Below are 14,628 nucleotides of genomic sequence, written 5' to 3' on the forward strand. Positions count from 1 at the left end.
CCAAGATGACACAACTCACCTGGCTGCTCGTGGCACTGCCACTGGCGGGGGCCGTGATCCTGCTGTTCGGCGGCAGGCGCACCGACGCCTGGGGCCACTGGCTCGGCTGCCTGGCCGCCGTCGCGTCGTTCGGTGTGGGGGCGACGCTGCTGGCCGACATGCTCGGCCGCGCCGGGGACGACCGCGCCATCCACCAGAAGTTGTTCACCTGGATTCCCGTGGGGCAGCTGCACGTCGACGTCGGCATGCAGATCGACCAGCTGTCCATGTGTTTCGTCCTGCTCATCACCGGGGTCGGGTCGCTGATCCACATCTACTCGGTCGCCTACATGGCCGACGACCCGGACCGGCGCCGGTTCTTCGGCTACCTCAACCTGTTCCTGGCCTCCATGCTGCTGCTGGTCGTCGCCGACAACTACCTGGTGCTCTACGTCGGCTGGGAGGGCGTCGGCCTGGCGTCCTACCTGCTGATCGGCTTCTGGTACCACAAGCCGTCCGCGGCCACCGCCGCCAAGAAGGCGTTCGTGATGAACCGGGTCGGGGACGCCGGCCTGGCGGTCGGAATGTTCCTGATGTTCAGCACGTTCGGCACCCTGTCCTACGCCGGGGTGTTCGCCGGCGCGCCCGCCGCCGGCCGGGGCGCGCTGACCGCCATGGGCCTGCTGCTGCTGCTCGGCGCCTGCGCCAAGTCCGCCCAGGTTCCGCTGCAGGCCTGGCTGGGTGACGCGATGGAGGGCCCCACCCCGGTGTCCGCGCTGATCCACGCCGCCACCATGGTGACCGCCGGCGTGTACCTGATCGTGCGGTCCAACCCCCTGTACAACCTGGCGCCCGGCGCGCAGCTGGCCGTCGTCATCGTCGGCGCGGTCACGTTGCTGCTCGGCGCGTTCATCGGCTGCGCCAAGGACGACATCAAGCGCGCGCTGGCGGCGTCGACCATGAGCCAGATCGGCTACATGGTGCTGGCCGCCGGGCTGGGCCCGGCCGGCTACGCGTTCGCGATCATGCACCTGCTCACCCACGGCTTCTTCAAGGCCGGCCTGTTCCTCGGCTCCGGCGCGGTCATCCACGCGATGCACGAGGAGCAGGACATGCGCCGCTACGGCGGCCTGCGCACCGCGCTGCCGATCACCTTCGCCACCTTCGGGCTCGGCTACCTGGCGATCATCGGCGTGCCGCCGTTCGCGGGCTACTTCTCCAAGGACGCCATCATCGAGGCGGCGCTCGCCTCGGGCGGGGTGCGGGGCTACGTGCTGGGCGGGGCCGCGCTACTGGGCGCGGGCGTCACCGCGTTCTACATGACACGGGTGATGCTGATGACCTTCTTCGGCCAAAAGCGTTGGGCGCCGGGCACACACCCGCACGAGGCGCCCGCCCTGATGACGTTCCCGATGATCCTGCTCGCGTTCGGCTCGGTGTTCGCCGGTGGCCTGCTGGCGGTCGGCGGCACCCTGCGGCGCTGGCTCGAGCCCGTCGTCGGCGCCCACGAGGAAACCACGCACGCCCTGCCCGCCTGGGTCAGCACCGCGCTGGCGCTGGGCGTCGTCGCGATCGGCATCGCGGTGGCCTACCGGATGTACGCCACCGCGGCCATCCCGCGGGTGGCCCCGCTCGCGGTCAACCCGCTGACGACGGCCGCGCGCCGGGACCTCTACGGCGATGCCTTCAACGAGGAGGTGTTCATGCGCCCTGGCGCGCAACTGACCGCGGCGCTGGTCGAGGTCGACGACGCCGGAGTGGACGGCTCGGTCAATGCGCTTGCGGCGCTGGTCGGCCGGACCTCGAACTTCCTGCGCGGCTTCCAGACCGGCTTCGCCCGCAACTACGCGCTGTCGATGCTCGCCGGCGCCGTCCTGGTGGTCGCCCTGATCCTGGCGGTGAAGGTCTGGTGAGCAACGTTCCCTGGCTCAGCGTCCTGTGGCTGCTGCCGCTGGCGGGTTCCCTGCTGATCATCGTGCTGCCCCCGGGCGCGCGACAGCTGGCCAAGTGGGCCGGCCTGCTCTTCGGCGTGCTGACGCTGGCGGTCGCGCTCGTGATCACCGTCGGCTTCAAAACCGGCGGCCCCACCTACCAATTCGTGGAAAACCACCCGTGGATCCCGGCGTTCGGCGCCGGCTACTCCCTCGGCGTGGACGGCATCGCGGTGGTGCTGGTGCTGCTGACGGCCGTCCTGATCCCGCTGCTGCAGGTGGCCGGCTGGAACGACGCCGGGGAACGCAAGCGGGGGGTCCACGCCTACGTCGCCCTGACCCTGGCCATCGAGTCGATGGTGCTGATCTCGGTGACCGCGCTGGACGTGCTGCTGTTCTACGTGTTCTTCGAGGCGATGCTCGTCCCGATGTACTTCCTGATCGGCGGTTTCGGCGGCGGCCGCAATAGGTCCCGCGCGGCGGTGAAGTTCTTGCTGTACAACCTGTTCGGCGGGCTGATCATGCTTGCCGCGGTCATCGGGCTGTACGTGGTGACCGCGCAGCACGGCTCGGGCACCTTCGACTTCCGCGACATCGTCGCCGGCGTCGCGTCGGGCCGGTACGGCGCGGACCCGGCGGTGTTCAAGGCGCTCTTCCTGGGCTTCATGTTCGCCTTCGCGATCAAGGCCCCGCTGTGGCCGTTCCACCGCTGGCTGCCCGACGCCGCGGTGGAGGCCACGCCGGCGACCGCGGTGCTGATGATGGCGGTGATGGACAAGGTCGGCACCTTCGGCATGCTGCGCTACTGCCTGCAGCTGTTCCCCGGCGCCTCAACGTATTTCCGTCCGCTGATCGTGGTGCTGGCCGTCATCGGGGTGATCTACGGCGCGATCGTGGCGATCGGGCAAAAGGACATCATGCGGCTGATCGCCTATACCTCGATCTCGCACTTCGGCTTCATCATCCTGGGCATCTTCGTGATGACCAGCCAGGGCCAGAGCGGGTCGACGCTGTACATGCTCAACCACGGCCTGTCCACCGCGGCGGTGTTCCTGATCGCGGGCTTCCTGATCTCCCGCCACGGCAGCCGCGCGATCGCCGACTACGGCGGCGTGCAGAAGGTCGCGCCCGTCCTGGCGGGCACCTTCCTGGTCTCGGCGATGGCGACCCTGTCGCTGCCCGGCCTGGCGCCGTTCGTCAGCGAGTTCCTGGTCCTGCTGGGCACTTTCAACCGGTATTGGCTGGCGGCCGCGTTCGGCGTCACCGCGCTGGTGCTCTCCGCGGTCTACATGCTGTGGCTCTACCAGCGGCTGATGACGGGCCCGGTGGCCAGTGGCAACGAACGCATCGGCGACCTGCGCGCCCGCGAATTGCTGGTCGTCGCACCGTTGATCGCGCTGATGCTCGGCCTCGGCGTCTATCCCAAGCCGGTGCTGGACCTGATCAACCCCGCCGTCGAGAACACCATGACCACCATCGGCCAGCATGATCCCGCGCCGACTGTGCCGCCCCGGACCGCCGAAGGAGCGCACTGATGCCCATTCCCACGCCCAGCGTCGAGTACTTCCTGCTGTCCCCGATGCTCATCGTGTTCGGCGTGGCCGTGGCCGGCGTGCTCGTCGAGGCCTTCCTGCCCCGGCGAACTCGCTACGTCGCCCAGGTGACGCTCGCCCTCGCCGGGCTGATCGCGGCGTTCGTCGCGACCATCAAAGTGGCCCAGTCGATTCCGTCCTCCGGGCGCACGGCCGTCCTGGGCGCGATAGCCATCGACCGGCCGGCGCTGTACCTGCAGGGCACGGTGCTCCTGGTCGCGGTGCTGGCGGTGATCTTCATGGCCGAACGCACCCAGAGCAAGGCGGCCACGCGGGCCGGCGAGGCCAAGGTGGCCGTGGCGGCGGGCGCGGGGCGCGGCGGCCTGGATTCCTTTACACCGCAGGCCTCCGCGGTCCCCGGCAGCGAGGCCGAGGCCGAGGCCCAACGGGCCGGGGCCGGCCAGACCGAGCTCTTCCCGCTCGCGATGCTGTCGGTCGGCGGCATGATGGTCTTCCCGTCGTCCAACGACCTGCTGACGATGTTCGTGGCGCTCGAGGTGCTTTCCCTGCCGCTGTACCTGATGTGCGGGCTCGCGCGGCACCGCCGGCTGCTCTCGCAGGAGGCGGCCATGAAGTACTTCCTGCTGGGCGCGTTTTCCTCGGCGTTCTTCCTCTACGGCGTGGCGTTGCTCTACGGCGCGACCGGCACCCTGCTGCTGCCCGGCATCCGGGACGCGCTGGCCGCCAACGGCGACAGCTCGCTGGCGCTGGTCGGCGTCGCCTTGCTCTCCGTCGGCCTGCTCTTCAAAGTCGGCGCGGTCCCGTTCCATTCGTGGATCCCCGACGTCTACCAGGGGGCCCCCACACCGATCACCGGCTTCATGGCGGCGGCCACCAAGGTGGCCGCGTTCGGGGCGCTCATCCGGGTGGTCTACGTCGCGCTGCCGCCCCTGCACGAGCAATGGCGTCCCGTGCTGTGGGCGATCGCCATCCTGACGATGGCGGTGGGCACCATCACCGCGGTGAACCAGACCGACGTCAAGCGCCTGTTGGCCTATTCGTCGGTAGCGCACGTCGGCTTCATCCTCACCGGCGTCATCGCCGACAACCCCGCGGGCCTGTCCGCCACCCTGTTCTACCTGCTGGCCTACAGCTTCAGCACGGTCGGCGCGTTCGCGATCGTGGGCCTGATCCGCAACGCCGACGGCGTCGAGGACGCCACCATGTCACGCTGGGCCGGGCTGGGGCAGCGCAATCCCATTGTGGGCGTGATGTTCTCGATGTTCCTGCTGGCCTTCGCCGGGATCCCGCTCACCAGCGGGTTCGTCAGCAAGCTCGCCGTCTTCCAGGCCGCCGCCCGGGGCGGCGCCGTGCCGCTGGTGGTCGTCGGTGTGGTCGCCAGCGGGGTCGCCGCCTACTTCTACGTGCGGGTGATCGTGTCGATGTTCTTCACCGAGGCCACCGACGAGACCCCGCACGTCGTCGAGCCCGGGATCCTGAGCAAGGCGGCCATCGCCGTATGCGCCCTCGCCACACTGGGTTTGGGGATCTTCCCGCAGCCCCTGCTCAACCTCGCCGACCAGACCGCGCAGCTCCTGCACTGAGCCGTCAGCCCAGGAACGGAATCGCGGCCAGCACGTAGATCGCCAGCACGCCCAGCGGGGCAATGAGCGGCAACCACGGCAGCTGCAGCGGGAACGACGTGGCAACCAACCCCGCGAACGCGAGGCCCCCGGCGCCAACGGCCGTCGGCAAGCCGCCGATCCCCGAGCGGCACACCAGGTAGGCCGCGGCGCACAACCCCGACAGTGCAACGAAAGCCGCAGCGGGGGCCCACAACACGACCACCGCCGCCGCGAGCAGAACGGCGAGCGTCGCGGCGGGGCGGAAAACAATCCCCACGGCGACCGCGAGCAGCCCCGCGGCGGCCACCCCGATGGCGGCCCCGTGGGAACCGACGGCGGCGGCGCCCACCATCAGTACGCCGAACCCGGTCGCCAGGGCGGGCGCGGCCAATCGTGCCGTGGCCGTCGTCATGCTCGCAACCGCCCCCGCACCCGGCGGCGCCGATCCGGCAGCACGCCCATCGACTGCTCCAGACCCCGATCCCCTTGCCACGAAACGATGTCCACGCCGATGGTAGCCATGTCGCGGTACATGGCCGACCGTTGCAGGGTCCACAGCCGGTCCACCAGGGGGTCCTGCTCCCCCTTGAACGGGGAGCTGTCGAGAACGTCGACCGCGATGACGACGTGGCCGCGCTTGCGGAGATCGATCAGCGCCAAGGCGAATTCGGTGTCGAGCAGGGTGGAGAACGCGATGACGATCGCTCCCACCGGGACGGCCGCACGGGGCGCCAGCGTGCCGGTGGTGCTTTCGAATCGGTCGCCGGCGCCGAGCACCGTGTCCAACACGCGATAGAACTGGCGTTGCCCGATGTCGGCGCCCAGCCACCGCGGCCGGTTTCCGCCCAGGGCAACGATTCCCGCCCGGTCGCCGTGGCGCAATGCGGTCTGCACCACCTGCGCCGCCCCGCGCACCACCCGTTCGGTGGCTTCGGTCGCCGCCCCGGCCGGCTGCCGGTAACCGTCGATCAGCACCACGACGTCGGCGGCGCGGTCGGTCAATCGCTGTGTGACATGCAGTTGGCCGCGGCGGGCGCTCACCGGCCAGTTCACCGCGCGCAGCTGGTCGCCGGGCACGTAGGTGCGGATGTCGGCGTACTCGACGCCCGGGCCGATGTGACGGGTCAGGTGGGCGCCCAACCGGTCGAGCAACTCGGTCGGTGGGATCGGCGTCACCTGCGGCGGCGCCAGTGGGAACACGATCACTTCGGCGGCGTCGACGGTCGCCGTCCCCGTCAGCAGGCCGCCGCGCGCGACCGCGTCCACCCGAACCCGGATGCGGTACCGGCCCCACCGTTGCGCCGTCGCCGCAACGGTTTTCACCCCGGGCGAGTCCGCATCGCCGACGTCGAGCTGCAGGCCCTCGACGTCCGGCACGGCCAGCTCCACGGCGCCCGCCCCCTGCACCGTCGCCCAGATCCTCATCTTCACCTGCTCGCCCTCGAAGCACCGCTGGGCATCCGGCTCGCCGTGGATGGTGACCTTGGGCACCGGGCGTTGCCAGCTGATCGAGCAGAGCACCCCGAGCAGGGGCGCCGCGAATGCGATCAGGCGCCACTGTGCGCCGATGACGGCGACGGCCAGCACCACGGCGGCGCACGTCGCGACGGCCCGGGTGAGATGCGATGCTCGCCAACGGAAGTCGACGTTCCCGCTCGCGGCGGCGCTCATGTCATCCGTTCGTTCTGGGCACCGGCAGCCGCCGCAGCAGCTCCTCGACCACGTCGGCGCCCTGGATCTTTCGCACCCACATCTCCGGGCGCAGGGTGATCCGGTGCGCGACCGCCGCGGTGGCGAGCGCCTTGACGTCTTCGGGGATGACGTAGTCGCGGCCGAGCAACAATGCGCGGGCGCGGGCGAGCTGGACCAGATCGAGCTCCGCGCGCGGGCTGGCCCCCACCGCGACCTGGGGATGGTGGCGGGTGGCGGTGGCCAGCGACACCACGTAGCGCAGCACGTCCTCGTGCACGGTCACCTGCTCGACCGATTCGCGCATCGCCAGCAGGTCGTGGGCGTCCACCACCTGGTGCACGGTCGGCTGGGCCGAGCCGCGGTCCAACCGCCGGCGCAGCATGGAGGCCTCGTCCCGTTCGGAGAGGTAGCGCAGTTCGAGGCGGATGGCGAACCGGTCGAGCTGGGCCTCCGGCAGCGGATAGGTGCCCTCGTACTCGATGGGGTTGTCGGTGGCCAGAACGATGAAAGGTTCTGGGAGTTGGTGAGTTTCGCCGTCGATGCTGACCTGGCCCTCGGCCATCGCCTCCAGCAGCGCCGCCTGGGTCTTGGGCGGAGTGCGGTTGATCTCGTCGGCGAGCAACAGGTTGGTGAAGATGGGCCCGGCGCGGAAGGCGAAGCGGCCCGACTGCATGTCATAGATCGTGGAGCCCAGCAGGTCGGCGGGCAGCAGGTCCGGGGTGAACTGCACCCTGGTGAACTGCAGACCCAACGCGGCGGCGAACGATCTGGCGATGAGGGTCTTGCCGAGACCGGGCAGATCCTCGATCAGCACGTGGCCCCCCGCCAGCACCGCGGTCAGGATGAGCGTGAGCGCGGGGCGCTTGCCCACCACCACACGTTCTATCTCGTCGAGCACGGCCTCGCAGTGCGCGGTGGTGGTCGCTGCCGGGAGTGTCATGCCTGCTCCAACTTTCGCAGAATCTCTCCCAGCGCCGCGCGGCCGGGACCGGGTGAGCGGTCACCGGTGCCGGTGACGTTGTTCGGATTGACCCATTCCCACAGTTCGGCGCCGAAGAGCATGCGACCGACCGAGTGGTACGCGGTGGGGTCCTTTGATTGCTTTTGGCCCGTGGCGATTTCATACCGCCGGGCGAGCATCGGGCGCAGGTGCCGGTCCCAATCGGTGCGGCTGGACTCCGACCACCGGATCGTCGACTCCGTGCCGGAAAGCCAGCGGCGCAACGAATCCCCGAGATCATCGGCTTCGAGTTCGGCCGGGGATTCGGCACCGCGCCCGAGCGCACGACGGACGCTGAGCAGGACCAGGGCCACGGCCACGCCCGACGCCGCCAGCACGGACCCGCGGGCGCGCACCACCAGCGCCAACGCCTCCACCCCGACGATGAGGACAACACCCAGCACGACAAGCCTTTTCACGCCGCGCTCCGCGATCTCATCTCGTCGAGGACGAGTCGGAGCACGCCGACCGCGACGTCGCGGTGGCCTTCGTTCATCACGTGGGGACTGAAGCGGGCCTCGGCGAACAGGTCGACCAGCCGGATGGCGTTGTCGGCCCTGAGGGCATGCAGGCGGACGGCGCGGGCCAACACCTCGGTCGGGGTGTCGAACTCCTGGGGCACGGCCCCGGGAACGGTCGCCAGCTCGCGTTCCATCGCGGCGTAGCACGCGATGATGGCCTCCCGGGGGTCGCGGCTGAGGTCGGCCATCGCGGCCAGCCCGACTTCGGCGGCCCGCGCCAGCGATTCGGCCGGGGCCACGGGCGCCGGCGATTCGGGGTGGTCGTCGAGGACGGGGGCCGGGGCGCCCGCCCGCCCGCGCCGCCGCGAGAGGATCACCGACGCGGTGATCAGCAGCGCCAGCATGAACACCGTGGCGGCCAGCAGGATCTCGAACGTCGTCTGTCCGTCGTTCCGGGGGGCTTGCCGGGGTGGCGGGCCGGTGGCCTGCCCCGGCGGAGGCGCGCCCGGGCTCCGGCTGGGCACCGACGACGTGACGTCGTGCGGGGCGCAGGCCCGGACGAGCAGCATCGCGATCAGCAGCCACGCCACGATCACCCCCAGCCCGATCAGGAGCACCCGCCAACTCGGCCGGCCGCCGCCGGTGCCGAGCATGCCCGACAGATCGCCCGCCTTCGGCGCCGCCGCCCGCGGGTCCTTCGTCTCATACTGGCACGTCAGACGGCGCACCCGCCATGACCAGTTATCCACAGTCGCGGTTTCGTCCACAGGGCTGCGATGCCGACGGGCTGGAGTGGGCGACCTGACGGACCCGGTTCCTAGCTTGGGCGACATGGGTCAGTTGGTGGGCGCGGAGCAGGCGCGGGAGCGGATCGGCGCCGCTCTCGACGCCATCGACAACGCGCACGCCGTGCTGCGCGAGACCAGCTCCGACGTGGTCGGCAACAGGTTTCGGGTCGAGGTCGCCGAGCGGCTGGAAACGCAGGAGCGCACCAACCGCGGGCTGATGTATCGGTTCTTCGCCGAGATCGCCGAGCCGCCCGATGGCAGCGATTCCGTCGCCGCCGAGCGCGAGATGCTCTGGGCGCGGCTGCGTGTCCCCCCGCGCGAGATCGTCCGCCGCTTCCGGCTCGCGGCGCGGATCCGGCCGCGGCGCTCGCTGACCGGTCCTCCGCTGCAGCCCGAGCTGCCGGAGTTGGCGGCCGCGGTGGAAGCCGGTGCCGTCGGCGAGGACCACATCCGCGCGGTCTGCCACGCGGTCGACGTGCTGCCCGCCTGTGTGTCGCCCACCGACAAGGAAGACGCCGAGCGCAACCTGGTGCGGCATGCGACCAAGCTCGATGCCGGCGTCGTGGCGAAGCTGGGCCACCGGATCGCCGACTACCTCAACCCCGACGGCCTGTTCACCGACGAGGACCGCGCCCGCCGCCGCGGTGTGCGCCTCGGGCCCGCGGGGCCCGACGGCATGTCCCGGCTGTCGGGATACCTCGACCCCGAGGCGCGGGCCTACTTCGAAGCCGTCGAGGCCGCCGTGCGGCCCGGCCGGCACCAGCCGGATGATCCCGGGGCGCGCGACGAGCGGACACCGCCGCAGCGCTGCCACGACGCCCTCAAGCTGGGCCTGGAAACCGCCGTCGCCTCCGGCAAGCTGGGAAAGCACCGGGGGCATCCGGTCACGGTGGTGGTCACCACCACGCTGGCCGAACTCGACCGGGCCGCGCACGCCGCCGTCGACCCGTCGGTCCCGATGCCGGCGCCGGCGATCACCGGCGGCGGCTCCAGGCTGCCGATGCCGGATCTGATCCGCATGGCCGCCAAGGCAATTCACTACCTTGCGGTGTTCGACGACCACACGAGCCGGCCGCTGTACCTGGGGCGCCAGAAGCGCGTGGCGACCGCCGATCAGCGGCTCATCTGCTACGCGCGCGACCGCGGCTGCACCCGGCCCAACTGCCTGGAGCCGGGCTATCACTGCGAGGTCCACCATTCGCCGGACTGGGCGCGCGGCGGCGCCACCGATGCCGACAAGCTGTTCTTCGCCTGCGGGCCTGACCACGCCGCCGCGAGTCGCGGCGACTGGCGCACGCAGGTCACCGAGAACGGGCGACTCGGCTGGGCGAAACGCGGTGACCCGCCGGAGATCAACCGTGCGCACCACCCGGACGAGCTCCTGCGCGGCGACCCCGACCCGCCCGACACGAACGGGCACTGACGCCCCGGTCACGGCCTGCGATGCTCATCTCGCCCCCGACGCCTCTCGTCGACCAACGCAGACCGTGGGACACTACGACCTGTGCCGCCATATCGCGACGTCGACGCGTTCAATGAGCGTGCCTTGGGGTACGACGACGGCTGGCGGGGCCGGGTCCACCACCAGATCTCGGATCGCACCGCCGACCTGGCCGTGGCCGCCGTGGCCGCCCCGAAGCGGGTGCTCGACGTGGGATGCGGGACCGGTTATCTCCTGCGGGTCCTGGCGCACCGGTACCCGGACGCCGAGCACCTCGCCGGCGTTGACCCCGCGCCGCACATGGTCACGAGGGCACGCGAATTCGCTCACGATGGGCGACTGGACTTTTCCTCCGGGGTGGTCGAAGAACTCCCGCATCCCGGCGACACCTTCGATCTCATCGTGAGCACGACGTCGTTCGATCACTGGTCCGACCAGCGAGCGGGGCTCATCGAATGCGCCCGGGTCTTGCGTCCCGGCGGTCAACTGCTGCTCGTCGACCAATTCTCGCGGTTGCTGTTGCCGACCGTCATCGGCAGCCGGCGGGGCAAGGCGCGCACGAAAGGTCGCGCCGAACGCCTCTTGCTGCAAACGGGATTTCGCTCCCCGCGCTGGCACAAGGTGCACGCGGTCATCATCAACGGCGTGACCGCGACCAAGCCGGTTTAGTCGATCTCGAACGGCCGGAAGCTGCCGTCGAGCACCTGCAGGTGACCGATGGTGCGCCCGGTCACCTCGGCCGGATCGACCATCGCCAATTGCACTGCCGCTCGGGCGAATTCGTCCGCCGGGGCGGTCTCGTCGAATTCCCGGGCGTAGTAGGCCAACCCGGGCGTGAGGATCGGCCTGGACGGCGACAGCGCGTTCACGGCGACGCGGTGCGCAGCCAGGTCGTAGGCCGCGCACTGGGTGAGGTGCTCGAGCGCCGCCTTGGATCCGCCGTAGCCGGGCAGGACACCGCCGCTGCGGTCGGGGTAGGGCCCGTTGCCGGGCAGCCGGGACGCGACCGACGTGACGTTGATGATCGAGCCGCCGCCGGCCTCGATCATGTCCGGGCACACCAGCTGCATCAGCTCGTAGGCGGCGAACACCGCGATGTCGAAATGCCGGCGATAGGCGGCCAGCGGGATGCTGACGAAGCCGGGCCAACCGGGCTTGCCGCCGGCCGCGCCGGACGGGCTGGCGCCGGTGACGATCGCCGTCCGGCCCGCCAATCGCGGAGTCACCGCGTCACCCCGTGCACGACGATCGCGGTGGTCTGCTCCACCCACGCGTCGTCCAGCGGTTCCTCCGGGCGCAGCAGCATGCGCAGCATCGTCGCTCCTCCGATCAGCTCGATCAACCGGTCCGGGTTCACGTCGGGATGCGCCTCGCCGCGCTCGACGGCCTCGGCCAGCCGCAACCGCACCGCGGTGAACAGGTCGGTGAACCTCGACATCACCCGGGCGTTGAGCGCCGGATCGGCCGTCATGTCGGCCACCAGGCCGGGCAGCGCGGCGCGCACCACGGGGGTGGTGAACACGTCGCGGGTGGCCGCGATCATCATCCGCAGATCGGCGGCGATGTCGCCCGCCGGCGATTCCAGCGCGGTGGGCGTCGTCGGGAACGCCGCCTCGTGCACCAGCTCGGCCTTGCTCGACCAGCGCCGGTACAGCGCCGACTTGGTGGTGCCGGCCCGCTCCGCGACCGCGGCCAGGCTGAGATTCGAATAGCCGATTTGCACAAGCAGTTCCGCGGTCGCCGACAGAATCGCCGAGTCGATGCGCGGATCGCGGGGCCGCCCCGCGCCCGGGGCCTTGTCAAGGGTGGGCGGGTCTGCTTTCATAACGCTACCTACCGTATCGTAATTGCCTCACAGGTCTCAAAGAATGGAGGCACCTGTGCCCAACAAACCGGCAGCAGATCCGGCAATCGCAGAGGTCGACCATCTCCAGCGCTCCAGCCGCGACGTCAGCACCCTGCCCGGGGTGATGTCGCGATGGCTGTCCACCGTGCTGCCCGGCGGGGCGCGGCCCGAGGTGACCGTGGAAAGCGGCGTGGACTCGACCGGCATGTCGTCGGAAACCATCATCATGACCGCCCGCTGGGAACAGGACGGGCGGCCGATGGAGCAGAAGCTCGTCGCGCGGGTCGCCCCCACCGCCGAGGACGTGCAGGTCTTCCCCACCTACCGGCTCGACCATCAGTTCGACGTCATCGGAAAGGTCGGCGAGATCACCGACGTCCCCGTCCCCAACGTGCGCTGGCTGGAACCCACGGGTGACGTACTGGGCACCCCCTTCTTCGTGATGGACTACGTCGACGGCGTCGTGCCCCCCGACGTCATGCCGTACACGTTCGGCGGCAACTGGTTCGCCGACGCACCCGCAGAACGTCAGCGCGAACTGCAGGACGCCACCGTCGGCGTCCTGGCCGCGCTGCACGCCATCCCCAACGCGACGCAGACCTTCGCCTTCCTGACCCAGGGCGGCGACGGCGACACCGCGCTGCGCCGGCACTTCAACTGGGTGCGGTCCTGGTACGACTTCGCGGTGCCCGACATCGGCCGATCGCCCTTGCTGGAACGGACCTTCGAGTGGCTGCAGGCGAACTGGCCGCAGCAGGCGGACGCCGCCGAGCCGGTGCTGCTGTGGGGCGACGCCCGGGTCGGCAACGTGCTGTACCGGGACTTCCGCCCGGTCGCGGTGCTGGACTGGGAGATGGTGACGCTGGGCCCGCGAGAGCTGGACGTGGCGTGGATGATCTACGCGCACATGGTGTTTCAGGAACTCGCCGGACTGGCGACCCTGCCGGGCCTGCCGGAGGTGATGCGCGAGGAGGACGTGCGCGCCACCTACCATCGGCTCACCGGCGTCGAAATCGGCGACCTGCGCTGGTTTTACGTCTACTCGGGCGTCATGTGGGCGTGTGTGTTCATGCGCACCGGCGCGCGCCGGGTGCACTTCGGTGAGGTGGAGAAGCCCGACGACGTGGAGTCGCTGTTCTACCACGCCGGCCTCATGCGGCGTTTGATCGGCGAGGGCCTGATCGGAGAGGGACAGTAATGCCGCACGCACTCGGACCGCTCGACGAGTACCCGGTACACCAGGTTCCGCAGCCGATCGCCTGGCCCGGCTCCTCGGACCGCAACTTCTACGACCGCTCCTACTTCAACGCCCACGACCGCACCGGCGACATCTTCGTCATCAGCGGCATCGGCTACTACCCCAACCTCGGGGTGAAGGACGCGTTCCTGCTCGTCCGGCGCGGGGACACCCAGACCGCGGTGCACCTCTCGGACGCCATCGACTCCGACCGGCTGAACCAGAAGGTCAACGGCTACCGGATCGAGGTCATCGAGCCGCTGCGCAAGCTGCGCCTGGTGCTCGAGGAGACCGAGGGCATCGCCGCCGACCTCACCTGGGAGGGCCTGTTCGACGTCGTGCAGGAACAGCCGCACCTGATGCGGTCCGGCAACCGGGTGACGCTGGACGCGCAGCGGTTCGCCCAGCTCGGCAGCTGGAGCGGCCGAATCGCCATCGACGGCCAGGAGATCGCGGTCGACCCGTCGACCTGGATCGGCAGCCGCGACCGGTCGTGGGGCATCCGGCCGATCGGCGAGCCCGAGCCGGCGGGCCGCCCCGCCGACCCGCCCTTCGAGGGCATGTGGTGGCTGTACGTGCCGATGGCGTTCGACGACTTCGCGATCGTGCTGATCATCCAGGAGGAGCCCAACGGGTTCCGCTCCCTCAACGACTGCACCCGGGTGTGGCGCGACGGCCGCGTCGAGCAGCTGGGCTGGCCGCGGGTGAAGATCCACTACCGATCCGGCACCCGGATCCCGACCGGCGCGACGATCGACGCCACCGCCCCCGACGGAACGCCGGTGCGCTTCGACGTGGAGTCCAAGCTGCCCGTGCCGATCCACGTCGGCGGCGGCTACGGCGGCGACTCGGATTGGCTGCACGGCGTGTGGAAGGGCGAGAAGTTCGTCGAGCGGCTCACCTACGACATGACCGACCCGGCCGTCATCGCGCGGTCCGGGTTCGGCGTGATCGACCACGTGGGCCGCGCGGTCTGCCGCGACGGCAACGGCGAGCCCAAAGAGGGCTGGGGCCTCTACGAGCACGGAGCGCTGGGCCGCCACGACCCGTCGGGGTTCACCGACTGGCTGACCGTCGCCCCCTGACGCCCCGGGCG

The 14,628-nt window shown here is 70.4% G+C and carries 13 protein-coding genes and 1 pseudogene; 7 read left to right on the forward strand and 7 right to left on the reverse strand.

Annotated elements, in window-relative coordinates; translation table 11 throughout:
* Nucleotides 1-5: 5 nt before the first annotated feature.
* From nuoL to nuoN, 3 genes are read left to right on the forward strand one after another with little or no spacing between them, the layout of a single operon-like run.
* Nucleotides 6-1,892 carry an NADH-quinone oxidoreductase subunit L gene (gene nuoL, locus BN971_RS22865; RefSeq protein ID WP_085181954.1) on the forward strand — a complete coding sequence of 629 codons (1,887 nt, stop codon included), beginning with the start codon at nt 6-8 and terminating at the stop codon, nt 1,890-1,892.
* Nucleotides 1,889-3,445 carry an NADH-quinone oxidoreductase subunit M gene (locus BN971_RS22870; RefSeq protein WP_169718627.1) on the forward strand — a complete coding sequence of 519 codons (1,557 nt, stop codon included), beginning with the start codon at nt 1,889-1,891 and terminating at the stop codon, nt 3,443-3,445. The genes nuoL and BN971_RS22870 overlap by 4 nt, the downstream gene beginning before the upstream one ends.
* Nucleotides 3,445-5,046, forward strand: coding sequence for an NADH-quinone oxidoreductase subunit NuoN (gene nuoN / locus BN971_RS22875; protein ID WP_085181955.1), 1,602 nt, complete (start codon nt 3,445-3,447; stop codon nt 5,044-5,046). Before BN971_RS22870 ends, nuoN begins: the two co-directional genes overlap by 1 nt.
* Before the next feature lie 4 nt (nt 5,047-5,050).
* Here nuoN and BN971_RS22880 read toward each other — a convergent pair whose 3' ends face one another.
* Genes BN971_RS22880 through BN971_RS22900 form a run of 5 tightly spaced genes read right to left on the reverse strand, consistent with a single transcriptional unit; the run spans nt 5,051 to nt 8,969 of the window.
* The gene (locus BN971_RS22880; RefSeq protein WP_085181956.1) at nt 5,051-5,479 is read right to left on the reverse strand and encodes a hypothetical protein; all 429 of its coding nucleotides are present in this window, start codon (nt 5,477-5,479) and stop codon (nt 5,051-5,053) included.
* A complete protein-coding gene (locus BN971_RS22885; RefSeq protein ID WP_085181957.1) occupies nt 5,476-6,738 on the reverse strand; it encodes a DUF58 domain-containing protein in 1,263 nt (420 codons plus the stop codon). The genes BN971_RS22880 and BN971_RS22885 overlap by 4 nt, the downstream gene beginning before the upstream one ends.
* A gap of 1 nt (nt 6,739) precedes the next feature.
* On the reverse strand, nt 6,740-7,699 hold the full coding sequence (locus BN971_RS22890; protein ID WP_085181958.1) for an AAA family ATPase: 960 nt from the start codon (nt 7,697-7,699) through the stop codon (nt 6,740-6,742).
* The gene (locus BN971_RS22895; RefSeq protein ID WP_085181959.1) at nt 7,696-8,178 is read right to left on the reverse strand and encodes a hypothetical protein; all 483 of its coding nucleotides are present in this window, start codon (nt 8,176-8,178) and stop codon (nt 7,696-7,698) included. The genes BN971_RS22890 and BN971_RS22895 overlap by 4 nt, the downstream gene beginning before the upstream one ends.
* On the reverse strand, nt 8,175-8,969 hold the full coding sequence (locus BN971_RS22900) for a DUF4129 domain-containing protein (protein WP_249262765.1): 795 nt from the start codon (nt 8,967-8,969) through the stop codon (nt 8,175-8,177). The genes BN971_RS22895 and BN971_RS22900 overlap by 4 nt, the downstream gene beginning before the upstream one ends.
* Nucleotides 8,970-9,051: 82 nt before the next feature.
* Here BN971_RS22900 and BN971_RS22905 point away from each other — a divergent pair, with 82 nt between their 5' ends.
* Together BN971_RS22905 and BN971_RS22910 are read left to right on the forward strand one after the other, a co-directional pair.
* Nucleotides 9,052-10,431, forward strand: coding sequence for a 13E12 repeat family protein (locus BN971_RS22905; RefSeq protein WP_085181991.1), 1,380 nt, complete (start codon nt 9,052-9,054; stop codon nt 10,429-10,431).
* An 81-nt stretch (nt 10,432-10,512) separates the two neighbouring features.
* On the forward strand, nt 10,513-11,118 hold the full coding sequence (locus tag BN971_RS22910; protein ID WP_211279825.1) for a class I SAM-dependent methyltransferase: 606 nt from the start codon (nt 10,513-10,515) through the stop codon (nt 11,116-11,118).
* Here BN971_RS22910 and BN971_RS22915 read toward each other — a convergent pair.
* Both BN971_RS22915 and BN971_RS22920 read right to left on the reverse strand, forming a co-directional pair.
* Nucleotides 11,115-11,627 (reverse strand): annotated as a pseudogene (locus BN971_RS22915) (SDR family NAD(P)-dependent oxidoreductase); the annotation flags it as partial. The gene BN971_RS22910 and the pseudogene BN971_RS22915 sit on opposite strands and share 4 nt — an antisense overlap.
* Before the next feature lie 44 nt (nt 11,628-11,671).
* Nucleotides 11,672-12,274 (reverse strand): TetR/AcrR family transcriptional regulator, encoded by a 603-nt coding sequence (locus BN971_RS22920; RefSeq protein ID WP_085181963.1) that lies wholly within the window; start codon nt 12,272-12,274, stop codon nt 11,672-11,674.
* A 55-nt stretch (nt 12,275-12,329) separates the two neighbouring features.
* Here BN971_RS22920 and BN971_RS22925 point away from each other — a divergent pair, with 55 nt between their 5' ends.
* A complete protein-coding gene (locus BN971_RS22925) occupies nt 12,330-13,493 on the forward strand; it encodes a phosphotransferase family protein (RefSeq protein ID WP_245836918.1) in 1,164 nt (387 codons plus the stop codon).
* Complete coding sequence (locus BN971_RS22930) at nt 13,493-14,617, forward strand: Rv3169 family protein (RefSeq protein ID WP_085181965.1); 1,125 nt, start codon at nt 13,493-13,495, stop codon at nt 14,615-14,617. The genes BN971_RS22925 and BN971_RS22930 overlap by 1 nt, the downstream gene beginning before the upstream one ends.
* Nucleotides 14,618-14,628 lie beyond the last annotated feature (11 nt).

This window comes from Mycobacterium bohemicum DSM 44277 (genome assembly GCF_001053185.1).
In the GTDB taxonomy this organism is placed as follows: Bacteria; Actinomycetota; Actinomycetes; order Mycobacteriales; family Mycobacteriaceae; genus Mycobacterium; species Mycobacterium bohemicum.

Bases quoted from the DNA above. Each gene is read 5' to 3' on its own strand.
- BN971_RS22905 (WP_085181991.1), top strand. From the start codon at position 9,052: ATGGGTCAGTTGGTGGGCGCGGAGCAGGCGCGGGAGCGGATCGGCGCC.
- BN971_RS22885 (WP_085181957.1), bottom strand. From the start codon at position 6,738: ATGAGCGCCGCCGCGAGCGGGAACGTCGACTTCCGTTGGCGAGCATCG.
- BN971_RS22880 (WP_085181956.1), bottom strand. From the start codon at position 5,479: ATGACGACGGCCACGGCACGATTGGCCGCGCCCGCCCTGGCGACCGGG.
- BN971_RS22890 (WP_085181958.1), bottom strand. From the start codon at position 7,699: ATGACACTCCCGGCAGCGACCACCACCGCGCACTGCGAGGCCGTGCTC.
- nuoL (WP_085181954.1), top strand. From the start codon at position 6: ATGACACAACTCACCTGGCTGCTCGTGGCACTGCCACTGGCGGGGGCC.
- nuoN (WP_085181955.1), top strand. From the start codon at position 3,445: ATGCCCATTCCCACGCCCAGCGTCGAGTACTTCCTGCTGTCCCCGATG.
- BN971_RS22930 (WP_085181965.1), top strand. From the start codon at position 13,493: ATGCCGCACGCACTCGGACCGCTCGACGAGTACCCGGTACACCAGGTT.
- BN971_RS22920 (WP_085181963.1), bottom strand. From the start codon at position 12,274: ATGAAAGCAGACCCGCCCACCCTTGACAAGGCCCCGGGCGCGGGGCGG.